Origin of the sequence: Pseudomonas sp. TH34 (genome assembly GCF_016650865.1) — a bacterium.
GTDB classification, from domain to species: Bacteria; Pseudomonadota; Gammaproteobacteria; order Pseudomonadales; family Pseudomonadaceae; genus Aquipseudomonas; species Aquipseudomonas yamanorum.
Map to the genome: position 1 here is coordinate 202,622 of NZ_JAEKFB010000031.1, position 15,506 is coordinate 218,127.

16 protein-coding genes are annotated in these 15,506 nt (G+C 61.8%); 13 read left to right on the forward strand and 3 right to left on the reverse strand.

What is annotated here, in order from left to right:
* Positions 1-59 precede the first annotated feature (59 nt).
* Positions 60-1,271 carry an MFS transporter gene (locus tag JFU58_RS23925; RefSeq protein ID WP_063031833.1) on the reverse strand — a complete coding sequence of 404 codons (1,212 nt, stop codon included), beginning with the start codon at positions 1,269-1,271 and terminating at the stop codon, positions 60-62.
* A gap of 175 nt (positions 1,272-1,446) precedes the next feature.
* On the opposite strand from JFU58_RS23925, the gene JFU58_RS23930 reads away from it, so the two are divergent.
* From JFU58_RS23930 to JFU58_RS23955, 6 genes are all read left to right on the forward strand, one after another.
* Positions 1,447-2,349 carry a LysR family transcriptional regulator gene (locus tag JFU58_RS23930; RefSeq protein WP_201142548.1) on the forward strand — a complete coding sequence of 301 codons (903 nt, stop codon included), beginning with the start codon at positions 1,447-1,449 and terminating at the stop codon, positions 2,347-2,349.
* A gap of 285 nt (positions 2,350-2,634) precedes the next feature.
* Positions 2,635-3,324, forward strand: coding sequence for a GntR family transcriptional regulator (locus tag JFU58_RS23935; RefSeq protein WP_063031836.1), 690 nt, complete (start codon positions 2,635-2,637; stop codon positions 3,322-3,324).
* A 22-nt stretch (positions 3,325-3,346) separates the two neighbouring features.
* The gene (locus tag JFU58_RS23940; RefSeq protein WP_063031838.1) at positions 3,347-4,024 is read left to right on the forward strand and encodes a DUF2848 domain-containing protein; all 678 of its coding nucleotides are present in this window, start codon (positions 3,347-3,349) and stop codon (positions 4,022-4,024) included.
* A gap of 6 nt (positions 4,025-4,030) precedes the next feature.
* A complete protein-coding gene (locus JFU58_RS23945) occupies positions 4,031-5,371 on the forward strand; it encodes an amidase (protein ID WP_201142549.1) in 1,341 nt (446 codons plus the stop codon).
* Between the two features lie 149 nt (positions 5,372-5,520).
* Positions 5,521-6,858: an MFS transporter gene (locus tag JFU58_RS23950; protein ID WP_201142550.1), complete on the forward strand. Its 1,338-nt coding sequence runs from the start codon at positions 5,521-5,523 to the stop codon at positions 6,856-6,858.
* Positions 6,859-6,864: 6 nt separating this feature from the next.
* Complete coding sequence (locus JFU58_RS23955; protein WP_242488320.1) at positions 6,865-7,242, forward strand: LysR family transcriptional regulator; 378 nt, start codon at positions 6,865-6,867, stop codon at positions 7,240-7,242.
* A gap of 108 nt (positions 7,243-7,350) precedes the next feature.
* Here the strand turns inward: JFU58_RS23955 and JFU58_RS23960 are convergent, their stop codons facing one another.
* The gene (locus JFU58_RS23960; protein WP_201142551.1) at positions 7,351-8,583 is read right to left on the reverse strand and encodes an MFS transporter; all 1,233 of its coding nucleotides are present in this window, start codon (positions 8,581-8,583) and stop codon (positions 7,351-7,353) included.
* Between the two features lie 64 nt (positions 8,584-8,647).
* Here JFU58_RS23960 and JFU58_RS23965 point away from each other — a divergent pair, with 64 nt between their 5' ends.
* Positions 8,648-9,637, forward strand: a complete 990-nt coding sequence (locus JFU58_RS23965) for an AraC family transcriptional regulator (protein WP_134327640.1) — start codon at positions 8,648-8,650, stop codon at positions 9,635-9,637.
* A gap of 4 nt (positions 9,638-9,641) precedes the next feature.
* Here the strand turns inward: JFU58_RS23965 and JFU58_RS23970 are convergent, their stop codons facing one another.
* On the reverse strand, positions 9,642-10,505 hold the full coding sequence (locus JFU58_RS23970; protein ID WP_063031848.1) for a LysR family transcriptional regulator: 864 nt from the start codon (positions 10,503-10,505) through the stop codon (positions 9,642-9,644).
* Positions 10,506-10,612: 107 nt separating this feature from the next.
* Here JFU58_RS23970 and JFU58_RS23975 point away from each other — a divergent pair, with 107 nt between their 5' ends.
* The 6 genes from JFU58_RS23975 (at position 10,613) to JFU58_RS24000 (ending at position 15,506) form a co-directional block, all read left to right on the forward strand.
* Entirely contained in the window at positions 10,613-11,005 is a 393-nt protein-coding gene (locus JFU58_RS23975; protein WP_003214522.1) for a tautomerase family protein, read from the forward strand.
* A 275-nt stretch (positions 11,006-11,280) separates the two neighbouring features.
* Complete coding sequence (locus tag JFU58_RS23980; protein WP_003214523.1) at positions 11,281-11,730, forward strand: MarR family winged helix-turn-helix transcriptional regulator; 450 nt, start codon at positions 11,281-11,283, stop codon at positions 11,728-11,730.
* Between the two features lie 28 nt (positions 11,731-11,758).
* The gene (locus JFU58_RS23985) at positions 11,759-12,322 is read left to right on the forward strand and encodes an isochorismatase family protein (protein ID WP_201142552.1); all 564 of its coding nucleotides are present in this window, start codon (positions 11,759-11,761) and stop codon (positions 12,320-12,322) included.
* Positions 12,323-12,324: 2 nt separating this feature from the next.
* Positions 12,325-12,654, forward strand: coding sequence for a hypothetical protein (locus JFU58_RS23990; RefSeq protein ID WP_008438861.1), 330 nt, complete (start codon positions 12,325-12,327; stop codon positions 12,652-12,654).
* A gap of 5 nt (positions 12,655-12,659) precedes the next feature.
* The gene (locus JFU58_RS23995) at positions 12,660-13,874 is read left to right on the forward strand and encodes an MFS transporter (RefSeq protein ID WP_003214526.1); all 1,215 of its coding nucleotides are present in this window, start codon (positions 12,660-12,662) and stop codon (positions 13,872-13,874) included.
* 1,260 nt (positions 13,875-15,134) lie between these two features.
* Positions 15,135-15,506, forward strand: coding sequence for a hypothetical protein (locus tag JFU58_RS24000; protein ID WP_008433303.1), 372 nt, complete (start codon positions 15,135-15,137; stop codon positions 15,504-15,506).

Sequence of the window (15,506 nt, forward strand, 5' to 3'; positions counted from 1 at the left end):
AACTGTGCTGCAACAGCACGCGACGCTCCGCCTGCTTCGATATGGCTACTCTCTCGTCATCATGGTGACGCAGGGAGGCCCTTACACACCGTTTCGCGGTACTCGCCGCCACCACGACGTGCCAATTGCAAGAGCAGCACCACGAGGCCCAGGGCCGAAATCAACGCGCCCGCGAGGCCGGTGTACGAAATGCCCAGCGTGGCGAGCGTCGCGCCGCCTACCCACGAGCCCAGCGCGATACCGCAGTTGAACCCCGCGATGTTCAGCCCGGCGGCCACACCGTGGGCGTGCGGCGCATGCAGCTCGGCGACACCGATCAGGCGGGCTTGCAGGGCCGGCACTGCGGCGAAGGTGAACATGCCCAGCAGCCCGACGAGGATGCCCATCGCGATCGTCGACGACGCGAAACCCCACATACCCAAGGCGATGAACGTAATGCCGGCGATCAAGGCTACGCTTGTGCGGTTTACCCCAAACCGGTCGCTCAGCGCGCCGCCAATTACGTTGCCGGTTGCGGCGAGCAAGCCATAGACGAGCATGAAGACGCCGACGGTGTGGCTGCTGACCTGAGTCACCTGGGTGAGTAACGGGGCGATGTAGGTATAGGCGGTGAACGAGCCAGCATAGCCGAGGACGGTCACGAGGGCCGCGAACAGCAGAACTGGGTTAAAGATCGCTTTAAAGGCTTGACCCACGGAACCGGCACCTTCCCGACCCTGAGCCTCCGGTGGCTCCTTCATGCCTAGCAGCAGGCCAAGGAAGCCCAATGCACCGAATGCCCCAATTGCGCCAAGCACCGGGCGCCAAGAGATCACGCCACCCAGGTATGTGCTGACGGGTACACCAATCGCCATGGCAAGGGTGAAGCCGCCAAACACCACCGCCACTGCGCTACCTGCCTTCTTCGGGCCGGCAAGGCGCGCCGCCGTGCTGGAAGCCACCGCAAGGAACAGGCCGTGCCCCATGCCTGCCACGAAGCGCGCAATCAGCAGGGTAGAAAGGTTCGTCGCAAAAGCAGCAGCCACGCTACCGACGGTGAAGACCAGAACAGTCATCAGCATGACCCGCTTTCGCGACCACCCTGCCGTCAGGGCCGTCAGGAATGGGGCGGCGAAAGTTGCACCCAGTGCATAGGCGGTCACAGCGCTACCGATCTGATTGACATCGATATTCAGGTTGTGGGCCATAACGTCAGTCAGGCCGATAGGGACGAATTCGGCAAGGCCCAGTGCGAATGCACTGAGCGAAAAGATATAAACGACAAATGGCATGACGGATCTCTCGAACGGCAGGTGGTCGGAGCGAAGCCCGACGGATACGAAATTTTAGAGAATTGCCTGAAATTGAAAAAATTATTATTCTTTGGCCTTCGGATAAATATTTTTATGGCTTGAGTCGACGCTATTTTCTGTAGTGAGAGCGTGACAGCCAGGACGCGATGACCTCATGAGCCATCTGGATCACCTTCGTACTTTCATTGAGGCCTATCGGCTGCAGTCGTTTACCCGCGCGGCAGAGGCGCTTGGTATTACTCAGCCGGCGGCGTCCCAGCACATCCAGGCATTGGAGGCGTTTATAGGCAAGCCCCTGTTCGTGCGGCGCGCCCGCGGCGTTACAGCGACAGAGGCGGCCGATGAGTTGGCGCGCGCGATCGGGCCGATGCTTGACGGCCTGCAAATGCGGCTGGCCTCCTACCGCCTGGGTAGCGAGGGCGGCGGCACTGTGCATATCGCCGGGCCCTCCGACTTCATCAATGCGAAGGTCGCTGCGGGGCTGGCGCCATTGATGACTCAAGGTTTCCGGATCCGCCTGCACACCGGCAACCGGGAGCGCATATACAGCCTGCTTAATGCCTCGACTGCCGACCTGGCTATCACCGCTTCCATGCCAGATGAACATTCGCACGGGTTCGCCAAGCTGCTCACCGAGCGCTTTCTGCTGGTGCTCGCGCCGCAGATTGCCGGCTTGCTTGGCAAACGCCCGACCGCGGAACAGTTGTCGAATCTTCCGCTCATCGCTTATGACGAGGACCTGCCATTGATACGGCCGGTGTGGACAGCCATGTTCCAGTTTGCGCCCACGCTGCAGGCGGCGCTGACCGTCCCGGATCTTCGCATCATCCAGGACCTGGTCATCAAGGGCCAGGGCTGGAGCGTGCTGCCTGACTATCAATGCAACGAGGCGCGGGAGTCGGGACGACTGGTTTCGATCACCCCTGAACAGACCGCGCCCACCAACACTCTGTACCTGGTGTGGAACAAAGCCTCGATGCGCAATCCGCGCATCGTGCATGTGCGCGATTTCATCCTTGGGCTTTTCAGCGAGAGCACCAATTTGCGCAGCGTGTGAACAACGCAGGTAGTCGGCAGCATTATCGTCCTTGCTCATTCGGCTGGAGCAACTGGCCTGCATCACTAGGATTCCCGCCCCTCAGTCGCACAAACATCGGGCGCCGGGGTACCAAATCCGGGCACAACGGTAACAAGTAACACCGCACAGCCTATGCCCGAAAGCGCCTCTGAATCTCTACAACCCTCATCAGCCGTGGCTCTTCGCCCGTTTTCGGAAAAATGGCATAGCCCTTGCTTCGTTCTGAAAATCATCTGATATATCAGATGATTTTCAGGAGTGGATATGTCCGAACCGACCACCTTCATCAGCCATCACCCAACCACGGTGGCTCCCACAAAAAGCGCAGCGCAACTGCGTGAGCTGGCCTATGCCCAAATCAAGCAGCGGATTATCAGCTGCGAGTATCGCCCCGGTGATGCGATCAACGAGGCGCAACTGACCGCTGCGCTGGGCATTGGCCGAACCCCCATCCATCAAGCGCTGCACCGCCTGGAAGTGGAAGGCATGGTCACGATCATGCCGCGCAAAGGCGTGATGGTGACGGCCCTGTCACTCAACGATGTACTCGACATGATCGAAGTGCGCGTGAGCAACGAACAGCTGTGCGTCAAGCTCGCGGTAGAGCGCGCCAAGGACACTGACATCCAGGCCATGCGCGACATCCTCGAGCGCACCCCTGCCCTTTTAGCCAAGCACGACGTGGCCGGGCTGATGTCGCTGGACCTGGAGTTTCACATGTCGATATCGGCCGCCGCCCACAACCGCGTGCTGGCCGAGTTGCTGCGCAACCTGCACGAAAAACAGGCGCGTTTCTGGTACCTGACCCTGTCGGAAAACCATCACAGCGAACGCATCTACCACGAACACCTGCAAATCCTTGAAGCGGTGGAGCAGCGCGACGGCACCGCCGCCATCGCCGCGATCCATCACCACATTGACGATTTCCGCCGCGCAATCATGCGCACGCTTTGATCACTCACTACGAGCACTTTTCATGACTCAAATGACTTTCCATGTCGTCGGCCAAGGCGAACACCACGCCAGCATCAAACACCTGATCATCGCAGGCTGGGCGGGACGTAACAGCGAAGCGGTGGAACACCACATTGCCGAACTGGAAGCGCTGGGCGTACGCCGGCCCACCCAGGTGCCGTGCTTCTATCGCGTGTCCGCCAGCCTGTTGAACAACGCCGAGACGATTCAGGTGCCGGGCAAGGATTCCTCCGGCGAGACCGAGTTCGTACTGATCCCAAGCGACCAAGGTTTGTTGATCGGCCTGGGCTCAGACCACACCGACCGCAAGGTCGAAAGCTATGACGTCACCGTGTCCAAGCAGATGTGCGACAAACCCATCGCCCAGCAGGTGTGGCGCTACACCGAAGTCCAGCCGCATTGGGATCACCTGGTGATGCGCACCTGGCGTGTGCGTGATGGCGTGCGAGCGCTGTATCAGCAGGGGCCGGTGACCAACCTGCTGGCGCCGGAAACGTTGCTGGCGAAACTCAATAACAACGCCGCGCTGCCTGCCGATACGGCAATGTTCTGCGGCACGCAGTCGGTGATCGGCGAACTGGGTTATGGCGAAGCCTTCGAAATGGAACTGTTCGACCCCATCCTCAACCGCAGCCTGCGCCACCAGTACGGTGTCGAGCCGCTGCCTGTCGCCGAGTAACTCACGATGACTGAGATTGCAGCGTTTGCCCATGCCCTTGCCGAGGGCCGCACCACCAGTGAGGCATTGGTCAATGACGCGTTAAAGCGCATTGCCGCGCATCGCGCCGCAGGCGGCATGGCCTATATCAGCGTCGACGCCGACAGCGCCCTGAACGCTGCGCGGGCCAGCGACCTGGCGCGCGCATCCGGCTATGTGCCGTCGGCGCTGGCCGGGCTGCCCGTGTCGATCAAAGACTTGTTCGATGTGGCCGGGCAGGTCACGGCGGCCGGCTCGCAATTACTCGCCGATACGCCGCCCGCCCGCCACGATGCCGTGGTCGTCGAGCGCCTGAGGGCGGCCGGTGCGATCTTGCTGGGCCGCACCAACATGAGCGAGTTTGCCTTTTCCGGCCTGGGGTGGAACCCCCACTACGGCACGCCGCTCACACCGTGTGCAGACGGGCGCATCGCTGGCGGCTCCAGTTCCGGCGCCGCCGTGAGCGTGGCGCTGGGCATGGCGGTGGCGGGCTTGGGCACTGACACTGGTGGCTCGATCCGTATCCCCGCAGCCTTCTGCAACCTCGTCGGTTTCAAACCCAGCGCCAGCCGTGTGCCGATGACTGGCACCTTCCCGTTGGCCACCAGCCTGGACTCGGTCGGTGCACTGTCAAACAGCGTCGCCGACTGCATCCTGCTGGACCAGATACTCAGCGGCCAATCGCTGGATACCCGCGCCGCGCCGTTGGCCGGGCTGCGCCTGGCGGTCACCCGCGACGTGGTGCTCGATCAACTGGATGCCACCGTGGCGGCAGCGTTCGAACGCAGCCTGGACCTGCTCGCCAAGGCCGGTGCAAGTATCCGCTGGTTCGACTTCCCGGAGCTGCACCAACTGCCGCGCATCAATGCTGCAGGCGGGCTCACGGCCGCCGAAGCCTGGCAGGGCCATCGCCAGTGGCTCGAGGGCGACCGCAGCGAGGCTTACGACCCACGCGTTGCGCAACGCATACGCCGCGGCGCGGCCATCAGCGCAGCCGATTACCTGGACATCCAGGCCGAACGCCAACGCCTGATCAGCGTAGCGCGTGAACGCATGGGTGACGCCGATGCGTGGTTGCTGCCGAGTGTCGCGATAGTACCGCCCAAGCTTGCCGACCTAGCGGATGACGCGGCTTTTTTTGCCACCAACGGCCTGGTATTGCGCAATACCAGCGTGCTGAATTTTCTGGACGGCTGCGCCCTGAGCCTGCCTTGCCAGCGCGGCGACGAACTGCCGGTAGGCTTGTCGATTGCCGGCCTGCATGGTCAGGACGCACGAGTGCTGCAAGTGTCTCGCTCAATCGAGGCGCTGTTACGAGAAAACACGTAATGCGCTAGCGCTGAACCAGCGGCAGGCACGACCTGCCCTGGCTCACTTATTGGCTCACAGCAAAAACTCCACGGCGGCCGCCCGTGCGCCCGCACTCGCCTGCCAATCGGCTTGCGCACCCCATGCGCAACGAATTGACGAGACAACTTATGAACCCAAGTAACGCAACTTCATCGCTGGAACTGGACCACTCGCCGATGTCCGACGACGTGGCTGTTGTGTACCGCAAGATCGCCTGGCGGTTGCTTCCGTTCCTGGTAATCCTCTTCGTACTGGCCTGGATCGACCGGGTCAACGTCGGTTTCGCCAAACTGGCGATGTTGCAGGACCTGGGCTTCAGCGAGGCCGTCTACGGCCTGGGCGCCGGGATTTTCTTCATTGGTTACTTCTTCTTCGAAGTGCCCAGCAACCTGCTGCTGGAAAAAATCGGCGCGCGGCGCACACTGGCCCGCATCACGATAATGTGGGGCCTGACGTCCATCGCCATGGCCTACGTCGAAAGTGCCTGGTCGTTCTACGTGCTGCGGTTTCTGCTCGGTGCGTTTGAAGCGGGCTTTTTCCCGGGTGTGGTGCTGTACCTGACCTACTGGTTTCCGGCGGCGCAGCGCGCAAAGATCAACGGCATGTTCATGACCTCTTTCGCCATCGCTGGCGTGGTCGGCGGCCCACTGGCCGGGTTTATCATGAGCCACATGGTCGGCGTCGGCAGCCTGTCCAACTGGCAATGGCTGTTCATTCTCGAAGGCATTCCCTCGGTGATCGCAGGTGTCCTTGTGCTGCGCTACCTGCCGGAAAAACCTATCAATGCCAAGTGGCTGAGCCCGGCACAACGCACGATGGTCAGCGACACAATCGCCCGCGAAGACCAGGCTCCCGGCAAACACAGCGATCTGCGCTCGCTGATTCGTTATCCCAAACTGTGGCTGTGTGCCCTGGTGTATTTCTGCCTGGTCAGCGGCAACGCGACCATTGCGTTCTGGACCCCGTCCGTCATCAAGGCGCTGGGGGTGGATGACACCATGCGCATCGGCCTGCTCTCCTCGATACCGTTCATATTGGGCACCGTGGCGATGCTGTGGAACGGTTTTCACTCCGACAAAACCTCTGAGCGCCGCGTGCATTGCGCCATGGCTGCGCTGCTCGCCGGGCTAGGGCTGATTGGCACCGGATTGTTTATTGGTAACGCCGTCCTGGCATTGATCGCCCTGACCATTGCGGCCATGGGCATCCTCGCAGCGTTCCCGGTGTTCTGGTCGATTCCCGGGGCCTTTTTGGCCGGTACCGCAGCCGCCGGAGGCATTGCCTTGATCAACTGCATCGGCAACCTGGCGGGGTTCGTGGCGCCCTACATGATTGGCTGGCTGAAAACCCTGACCGGCAGTTTGGCTGCCGGCCTGTATATGGTGGCCGCCTTTGAAATACTCGCAGCCGTGTTGCTGCTGGTGCTGTTCAAAGGGATCAAAGTCAGCAAATCACCGGTTCAGTGAGCAGGGATGATGATTGAAATTAACACGCACACTTCACCGGCGAACCCACCGCTTGTACCGCTCCATGCGCTGTGGTTTTTTGAGGCCGTGGCTCGCCAAAAAAGTTTCACCAAAGCGAGCCATGTGCTGGCTGTCACACAAAGCGCCGTCAGCAAGCAAGTCAGGAAACTGGAGAAAAGTTTGGGGCTTGAGTTGTTTGAGCGACGCTGTACTGAGGTCACCCTCACGCAGGCCGGTACGACGTTACTGGCCTGTGTTCAACCGATGTTGGTGTCGCTGAACCAGACGGTGCAGGCGCTTACTCAGGAAGCCCCGCTTGAATCCGGGGGGCAAAAATGTCGAGGAATTCGTCCATGCCAGTCTCACCGAGGACCACGGCTTTAGCCCCTCCGGCCGCAATGAAGGTTACATCGATGCTGCCCAGGACTTAGGCACAGCAGGCCGATGGCTTCTGGATGATTTGACTCGCTGATTTGCCAGTGCAACGCCTTTTCAAAGATGAAACACCGGCCCCGCCTCTGCATCTTGTGGAGGCGCTTCAACCTTCACCTTCAACGCAATCAACAACGCCGCCAGCAACATCAAGACGCCCGCCGCCACAAACACACCGTCGATACCACTGAAACTGAACATCGCACCGCCCGCCGCCGCCCCCGCTGCAATCGCAGACTGCACCGAAGCCACCACCATGCCGCCGGCACTTTCGGCCTGATCAGGCACTGCCCGTGCAACCCAGTTTGACCAGGCCACCGGCACGCCGCCAAACGCCAGGCCCCAGAGCATCAACAGCCACACCTGGCCCGTCACGGTCGCCGGCAACAGCGCCAGGGCGAGTGCTGCCACACCGACCAGGGCCGGCATCAGCACCAGGGTTCCCCGTGGCAGACGCACCAGCAGCCACCCGGCCAGCAGCGTGCCGGCAAAGTTTGCAACGCCGAACCCCAGCAACATCAACGCCAGCCCCTCAGCACCAACGCCGGTGGTGCTTTCCAGGAATGGCCGGATGTAGGTGAACAACGCAAAGTGTCCGGTATGCACCAGCACACATCCCAACATGCCCACGGCAAGGCCTGGACGCAGCAGCACCTCAAGCACAGTTTTCAAGCGTGCCGTCCGGCGGGGTGCAAGTGGCGGCAGGGTGAATAGCTGGAACACCAGGGTCACGCCGCCCACTGCAGCGGCTGCGAAAAACGCGCTGCGCCAGCCGTACAGCCCACCCAAAAAGCTGCCCAGCGGCACCGCCACGACAGTGCCCACCGCGATGCCGCTGAAGATGATCGACAGGGCACGCGGCAGCAGCGCCGTCGGTACAAGCCGCATCGCCACCGCCGCCGCCATGCTCCAGAAGCCACCCAGTGCGATGCCCAACAGGATACGCATCAGCAGCAACACCGTGAGGCTCGACGAGACCGCCACCAGCAGGTTGGAACAGATCATCAGTGCGCTGAAGCACAGCAACACCACGCGGCGGTCGATCCCGCGTGTCAGGCCCGGCACCAGCAACCCGGCGAACAGCGCGACCACCGCCGTGACCGTCACCGCCTGCCCTGCCAAGGCTTCCGAAACACCCAGCTCGGCTGCCATCGGCGTCAACAGGCTGGCCGGCAGGTACTCCGCCGTCAGCAATCCGAACACGCCCATCGCCAACGAAAACACCGCCATCCAGGCCGGCGTCGCGGGCGCTACATCTGCACCGGTTACGGCGTCACACACACAACTGCTCATCACGGTCATCCTTCAAAAGTTATTGCGACCGGCAGTCTAGGTGCGACGATCGGGATGATCTATGATGCAAAATCTCGAATCCTTTACCGAAACCCCGGAAATGATGCCCACCGATCCGTTCGACCAGTCCTCTGACCTCATCAACGAACTGCTGCGCGGCATGCGCCTGCGGGGTGTCGAGTACCGGCGTATCCAGACTGGACCGGTGTTTGGCCTGGGCTTCCCGGCCAAGCCCGGGCACGCCTATTTCCACCTTATCGCTGCCGGTTGCGTCACCCTGCGTACCGAGGACGGCACCCTGTATGAACTGACGCCAGGCAATGCCGTGTTCATCTCCCATGGCGGTGCCCATGAGTTGCTCTCCAGCCCGGACGTGCCGGTACAGGACATCGACCGCTTCAACGCGGCAGCCCTCGGTGATGCGGTGTGTGCCGTGGATGCCCGGGCCGATGTGGCCGTGACGCAAAGCGCCCTGCTCTTCAGCGGCTGCATGGAGTTTGAACTGGGGAGTTTGCACGGCCTTGGCCGCCTGATGCCGGACCTGATGCTGATCGACGCCAAGGGCCAGCGTTATCCGGGGCTGATGCCGATCCTGGCGGCCATGGAGCGTGAAGTCAGCAGCGCCCGCATTGGCTTCGCCGGCATCCTGGCGCGCCTCGCTGAGGTGGTGGCGGCCATGGTAGTTCGGGGTTGGGTTGAATGTGCGTGCGGGAATGCGTCCGGCCTGGTGGCGGCGTTGCGCGACCCACGCCTGGCCAAGGCCCTGCTGGCGTTGCATCAGCAACCCGGGCGCGATTGGACGGTGGAGGAGCTGGCAGCGCAATGTCATACCTCACGCTCGGTGTTCGCCCAGCACTTTCAAACCACCATCGGCACGCCACCGCTGCGCTACGCCACCGAACTGCGGATGCGCCTGGCCAGCCAGTGGCTGACGCTGGAGCGGCTGCCCATTGAAACCGTGGCGCAGCGCCTTGGCTATAACTCCCAGGCCGCGTTCAGCCGGGCATTCAAGCGCGTTACCGGGCAGCCGCCGGGGGCCAGCCGGCGATCTTGAGCCGCTAGGAAAAGTGCGTGATCAACATTTCTCGCACTGCACTGACCAGCGAAGCCTCGCCCGGACGCGGCGGTAACAGGCTGAACTCGACATCGGGCAGCGCCGGAAGCGTTTGAATCGACCGGCATGCCTCGGCCCCGGCAGGCACGGCCGAGCTGTTCAGGCACGCCACGCCCAGCCCCGCCAGCAGTGCCGATTGCAGGCCCGCCACCCCGGACGCGGAATGCGCAATGACATACGGCACCCCGCGCGCATCCAACAGGTCGATGGTGAACCGCTGCAAGCTGCAATCCTGGGGAAGTACCACCAACGGCAGCGGCGCCGCGAGTTGGTGCTGTGCGTCGAACCCACTGAGTGCCACCCACCGCAGGGCCTCTCGTCGTACGGGAATGCCTTCGGGAAGGCTGCGACCATCGAGGATGCGCATCGACAGGCCAATGTCGAATTCGCCGCTGTTGGCGCCCTTTTCGATTTGCAGGCTCTTGCGCACCGAAACATGCAACCGAAGCTGCGGATATCGCGTGCGCAAACCCTTCAACATGCCCGCGATGGCGCTCGGCAAAAAATAGTCGGTGATGGCCAGGCGCAGTTCGCCGCTCAAGGTCACGCCGCGCATGTCCTCAAGCACGCAGTCACTCAGCGCGAGCAATTCACGCGCATGTGCCAGCAGGCGCTCTCCGGCAGGTGTGGGGCTCACGCCTTTTTTGCCCCGCTCCAGCAGCGTCACGCCGGTGAAGGTTTCCAGCTTGCGAAGTTGCTCACTGAGCGCGGACTGGGAACGGCACAGCTTGGGCGCGGCCGCCGAAAGGCTGCCGGATTCCAGGATGGTGACGAAGGAGCGCAGTTGCTCAAGGTCAAAGGGGCGCATGTCTAACCTGCGTTTTTTCCGATAGATATCATTATATCTTCCCGTTTTTCAGATCCGAATAATTTTCTTAATCTGGCACCTCACCCTACCCTTACGAGGAATTCGCCATGCCAGGCATCACCCTGAAAATATCCGGAGAACGCAATCCCGAACTGGTCCGCCAGCTCGTCCCGCAGCTCACTGCACTGACCTGTGAAGTGCTCGAGAAACGCCCGGAGCAGACCTTGCTGATTCTCGATTTTGTACCGCATGACCAGTGGTTCATTCATAACCGCTCGCTGGCCGAACATGGGCGCAACGCATTCCGCCTGGAAGTCACCGTGACCGATGAGACCAACACCAAGGCGCAAAAGGCGCGTTTTCATCGTGAGGCCTACACGCTGTTGGCGGAGTTGATCGGCAACCTGCACCCACACTCCAATGTGCATATCATCGACTGCCGAGCCAGTGCCTACGGCTATGAAGGGGTGACTCAGGAGTACCGCTATCAACACACTTGATAGGCCGGGAAAAAGCCGCGCATGCATGTCGATCAGGTCAATGCGCGGCTCATCAAGTCCGTGAACAGTTGCAGAACCCGTTCATCATCCACGCCCAACAATCGGTCACCCACATAGCATTCGGTCTTGCACCATCCCGGTCCATGAACGACAGCACGCCCAGCCGCGACACCAGGTAACGCCCCGGCAAAAGGACCGTCGACGCGGGCTTTTATGACAAAAATTTCATACAGCTAAACTGTACAGTTTTTCTGCACGCATGCTAACGTCCGGGCATGAACAAACCTTCCATCACCTCCGAAACCCAATCCGCCGCCCTGGCTGCCGAGCTGCGCATCTCCCTGGGCAAGCTGATACGCCGGCTGCGGGAACAAACCCATCCGAACGATTTCACTTCCGCCCAGAAGTCGGTGCTGCTGCGCCTGGACCGAGACGGGCCCAGCACCGTCTCGGCCCTGGCCCGGGCGGAGAGCGTGCGGCCGCAGTCCATGCGCATCACCGTGGCCGGGCTGGAAACGATGAAAGCGATCAGGGGCAAACCCGACCCCAGCGATGGGCGCCAAACCCTGATCGAGCTGACTCCCGGCTTTCGTAAGCACCTGATCGCCAGCCGGGCAGCCAAGGACGATTGGCTGCTGCGGGCGCTGCAGGAGCAACTGTCTGCCGAAGAACAAGCTGAACTCGCGGCAGCGGTAAAGCTGCTGGAGCGCCTCGCCGACTTTTGAGCCACTTCTATCCGTTCGAGGACATCCCATGGCCGTCACCTTGCTGGATCCCAACACCGCGCTGATCATCGTGGACTTGCAAAAAGGCATCGCCGAATACCCGTTCATCCACCCCATCGGCGCCGTGGTGGAACGCTCCCGTGCACTGCTCGACGCTTTCCGCGAGCGCGGCATGCCGGTGGTGCTGGTCAACGTCACAGGCTTCGCCCCCGGGCGTACCGAGCGTCCACGGCGCAGCGATGTATTTCCACCGGGATGGGCCGACCTGCTGCCCGAACTCGATCAGCAACCCGGCGACATTGGGGTGACCAAACGCACCTGGGGTGCCTTCGCCAGCACTGATCTTGAGGCGCAACTCAAAGCACTCGGCGTGACTCAAGTAGTGATCACCGGCGTTGCTACCGGAACCGGCGTGGAGTCCACCGCGCGCCAGGCCTACGAGGCCGGCTTCAACGTGACCCTGGCCGTCGATGCCATGACCGACGCGAACGCCGAGGCCCATCACTACAGCCTGAACCAGATATTCCCGAAGCTGGGGGAAACCGGCACGGCGCAAGACATCATCGGCTTGCTTGAAACAAGGGGTGCGTGACGATGCAATGGCATGAGCTGGTGTCTTATTTCTTCGGCGGCGTATTGCTCGCCAACGCGCTGCCCCATTGCCTCAGTGGCTTGATGGGCCAGTCCTTCCAGACGCCGTTTGCCAAGCCGCGCGGCCAGGGGCGGTCCTCCTCGACGCTGAATGTGCTCTGGGGTTTTCTCAACCTGGTGATCGGCTACGTGCTGGTCTGCCGGGTTGGGGACTTCGACCTCAAAAACACCGCTGATGTGCTCGCCCTCGGGCTCGGGGCCTTGGCCCTGAGTGTTTTCCTGGCGCAGCATTTCGGGCGCTTCAACGGTGGTCACTCCTCAGGGCCGGTGTGAGTTCGATGGGCATTTTCCGCTCGCTGCGCAGCGTCAACTACCGCATTTGGGCCGCCGGCGCCCTGGTGTCGAATATCGGCACCTGGATGCAACGCACGGCCCAGGACTGGCTGGTGCTGACCCAACTCACGCCGCATAACGCGTCGGCCGTCGGCATCGTCATGGCGTTGCAGTTCGGGCCGCAATTGCTGTTGCTGCCCTGGACCGGCTTCGCCGCCGATCACTACGACAAGCGCAAGCTGCTGATGGTCACCCAGGGCGTGATGGGCGTGCTGGCGCTGATGCTGGGGGTGTTTACCCTGACCGGCATCGTGCAGCTGTGGCACGTGTATGTGTTCGCGTTTTTGTCCGGCTGCGCCTCGGCCTTCGATGCACCGGTGCGGCAGATATTCGTGGCGGAGCTGGTGGGCGAAGCGGACCTGTCCAATGCCATCGCGCTCAATTCCACCTCGTTCAACATGGCGCGCATGATTGGCCCGGCGGTGGCCGGCGTGACCATCGCGTCGGTGGGCACCGGCTGGGCGTTCCTGCTCAATGGCGCGAGTTTTTTCGCGGTGCTGGCCTCGCTGTTTCTGCTGCGGGTTTCCGGCCTGCACACCAGCCTGCGGGCGCTGCGCACCAAGGGCAGCCTGACTGAAGGCCTGCGCTATGTGTGGGCGCGGCCGGACCTGATGGCGATCCTGATCATGCTGTTCTTGATCGGCACCTTCGGCATGAATTTTCCGATCTTCATCTCGACCATGGCCGTCACCGTGTTCCACGCCGATGCCCGCGGCTATGGCCTGCTGACGTCGACCCTGGCCATCGGCACCGTTGCCGGGGCGCTGCTCGCAGCCGGTCGCGAGCGGCCACACTTCAAGGCGTTGTTGATCGGCGCGCTGGTGTTCGGGGTGGGCTGCACGCTGGCGGCGATTGCCCCGAACTATTGGTTGTTCGCCGGGGCGCTGGTGATCATCGGCGTGGGCGCCCTGACCTTCAGCAACACCACCAACAGCCTGATGCAACTCACCACCGAACCTTCCATGCGCGGCCGGGTAATCGCCCTGCGGGTGGGCGTGGCCCTGGGCGGCACACCGATTGGCGCACCGATTGTGGGCTGGGTGGCCGACCATCTTGGCCCGCGCTGGGCGTTGGCGGTCGGCGCGGCCTCGGGCATCCTGGCGGCCGGCGTGGCGGTGTACACCATGACGCGCAAGCTGGATCGGCCTAAAAATATGTGATGGACAACACAGCTCCCACAGTTGATCTTCGCAGGCTCGCACAGTTGATCGTTCCCACGCTCTGCGTGGGAATACATCCTGTGACGCTCCGCGTCACCATTGCGCAGGACTTGAACCTTGCATCGTCAGCTGGACGCAGAGCGTCCGAGGCGGCATTCCCACGCCGAGCGGGGGAACGATCAATATCTGAAGGGCAACACGAATCCAGTGTGGGAGCTGTCGAGCTTCAGCGAGGCTGCGAAGAGGCCCTTTCAGGCAATAAAGATGTCGCCTGCCAGTCCGCCATCGCAGCCTCGCCAAAGCTCGACAGCTCCCTCAGTTGATCTTCGCAGGCTCGCACAGTTGATCGTTCCCACGCTCTGCGTGGGAATACATCCTGTGACGCTCCGCGTCACCCCTGCGCAGGACTTGAACCTTGCATCGTCAGCTGGACGCAGAGCGTCCGAGGCGGCATTCCCACGCAGAGCGTGGGAACGATCAATATCTGAAGGGCAACACGAATCCAGTGTGGGAGCTGTCGAGCTTTAGCGAGGCTGCGAAGAGGCCCTGTCAGGCAATAAAGATGTCGCCTGCCAGTCCGCCATCGCAGCCTCGCCAAAGCTCGACAGCTCCCACAGTTGATCTTCGCAGGCTCGCACAGTTGATCGTTCCCACGCTTTGCGTGGGAATACATCCTGTGACGCTCCGCGTCACCATTGCGCAGGACTTGAACCTTGCATCGTCAGCTGGACGCAGAGCGTCCGAGGCGGCGTTCCCACGCAGAGCGTGGGAACGATCAATATCTGAAGGGCAACACGAATCCAGTGTGAGAGCTGTCGAGCTTCAGCGAGGCTGCGAAGAGGTCCTGTCAGGCAATAAAGATGTCGCCTGCCAGTCCGCCATCGCAGCCTCGCTAAAGCTCGACAGCTCCCTCAGTTGATCTTCGCAGGCTCGCACAGTTGATCGTTCCCACGCTCTGCGTGGGAATACATCCTGTGACGCTCCGCGTCACCATTGCGCAGGACTTGAACCTTGCATCGTCAGCTGGACGCAGAGCGTCCGAGGCGGCATTCCCATGCAGAGCGTGGGAACGATCAATATCTGAAGGGCAACACGAATCCAGTGTGGGAGCTGTCGAGCTTTAGCGAGGCTGCGAAGAGGCCCTGTCAGGCAATAAAGATGTCGCCTGCCAGTCCGCCATCGCAGCCTCGCTAAAGCTCGACAGCTCCTACAGTGGACCTCTCGCGTATCATCACTCTCCTCGCTCCTCAAGGAATCCCCATGTCTTCAAGCAAACGCGACAGCGCACGCATCGAACGTCGCCTGGTCGCGACCCTGACCGATGCCTGTGAGATCGCGAAAGCCGAAATCACCGGCTTCGACTGGCTGACCCACGAAGTCGACTACCAGGCCTTTGCCCAAAGCCTGCTGGTCATCTGGGTATTCGATACCAGGGCGAACCGGGAACTGGCCCTTTCTACCGGACTGGACCTGCGCATGCGCGAGCTGACGGCCACCGCGCTGGAGGATGCCGGGGTGGATCGCCCTTCTTCGCACCGCTACGTGCGCTTCGACTCCGAGGAAGAATGCCACCTGCAGCATGGCGGCAATTGGCGCCTGCGCCTGCTCAAACTGTATGCGGTAAAGGGGTAA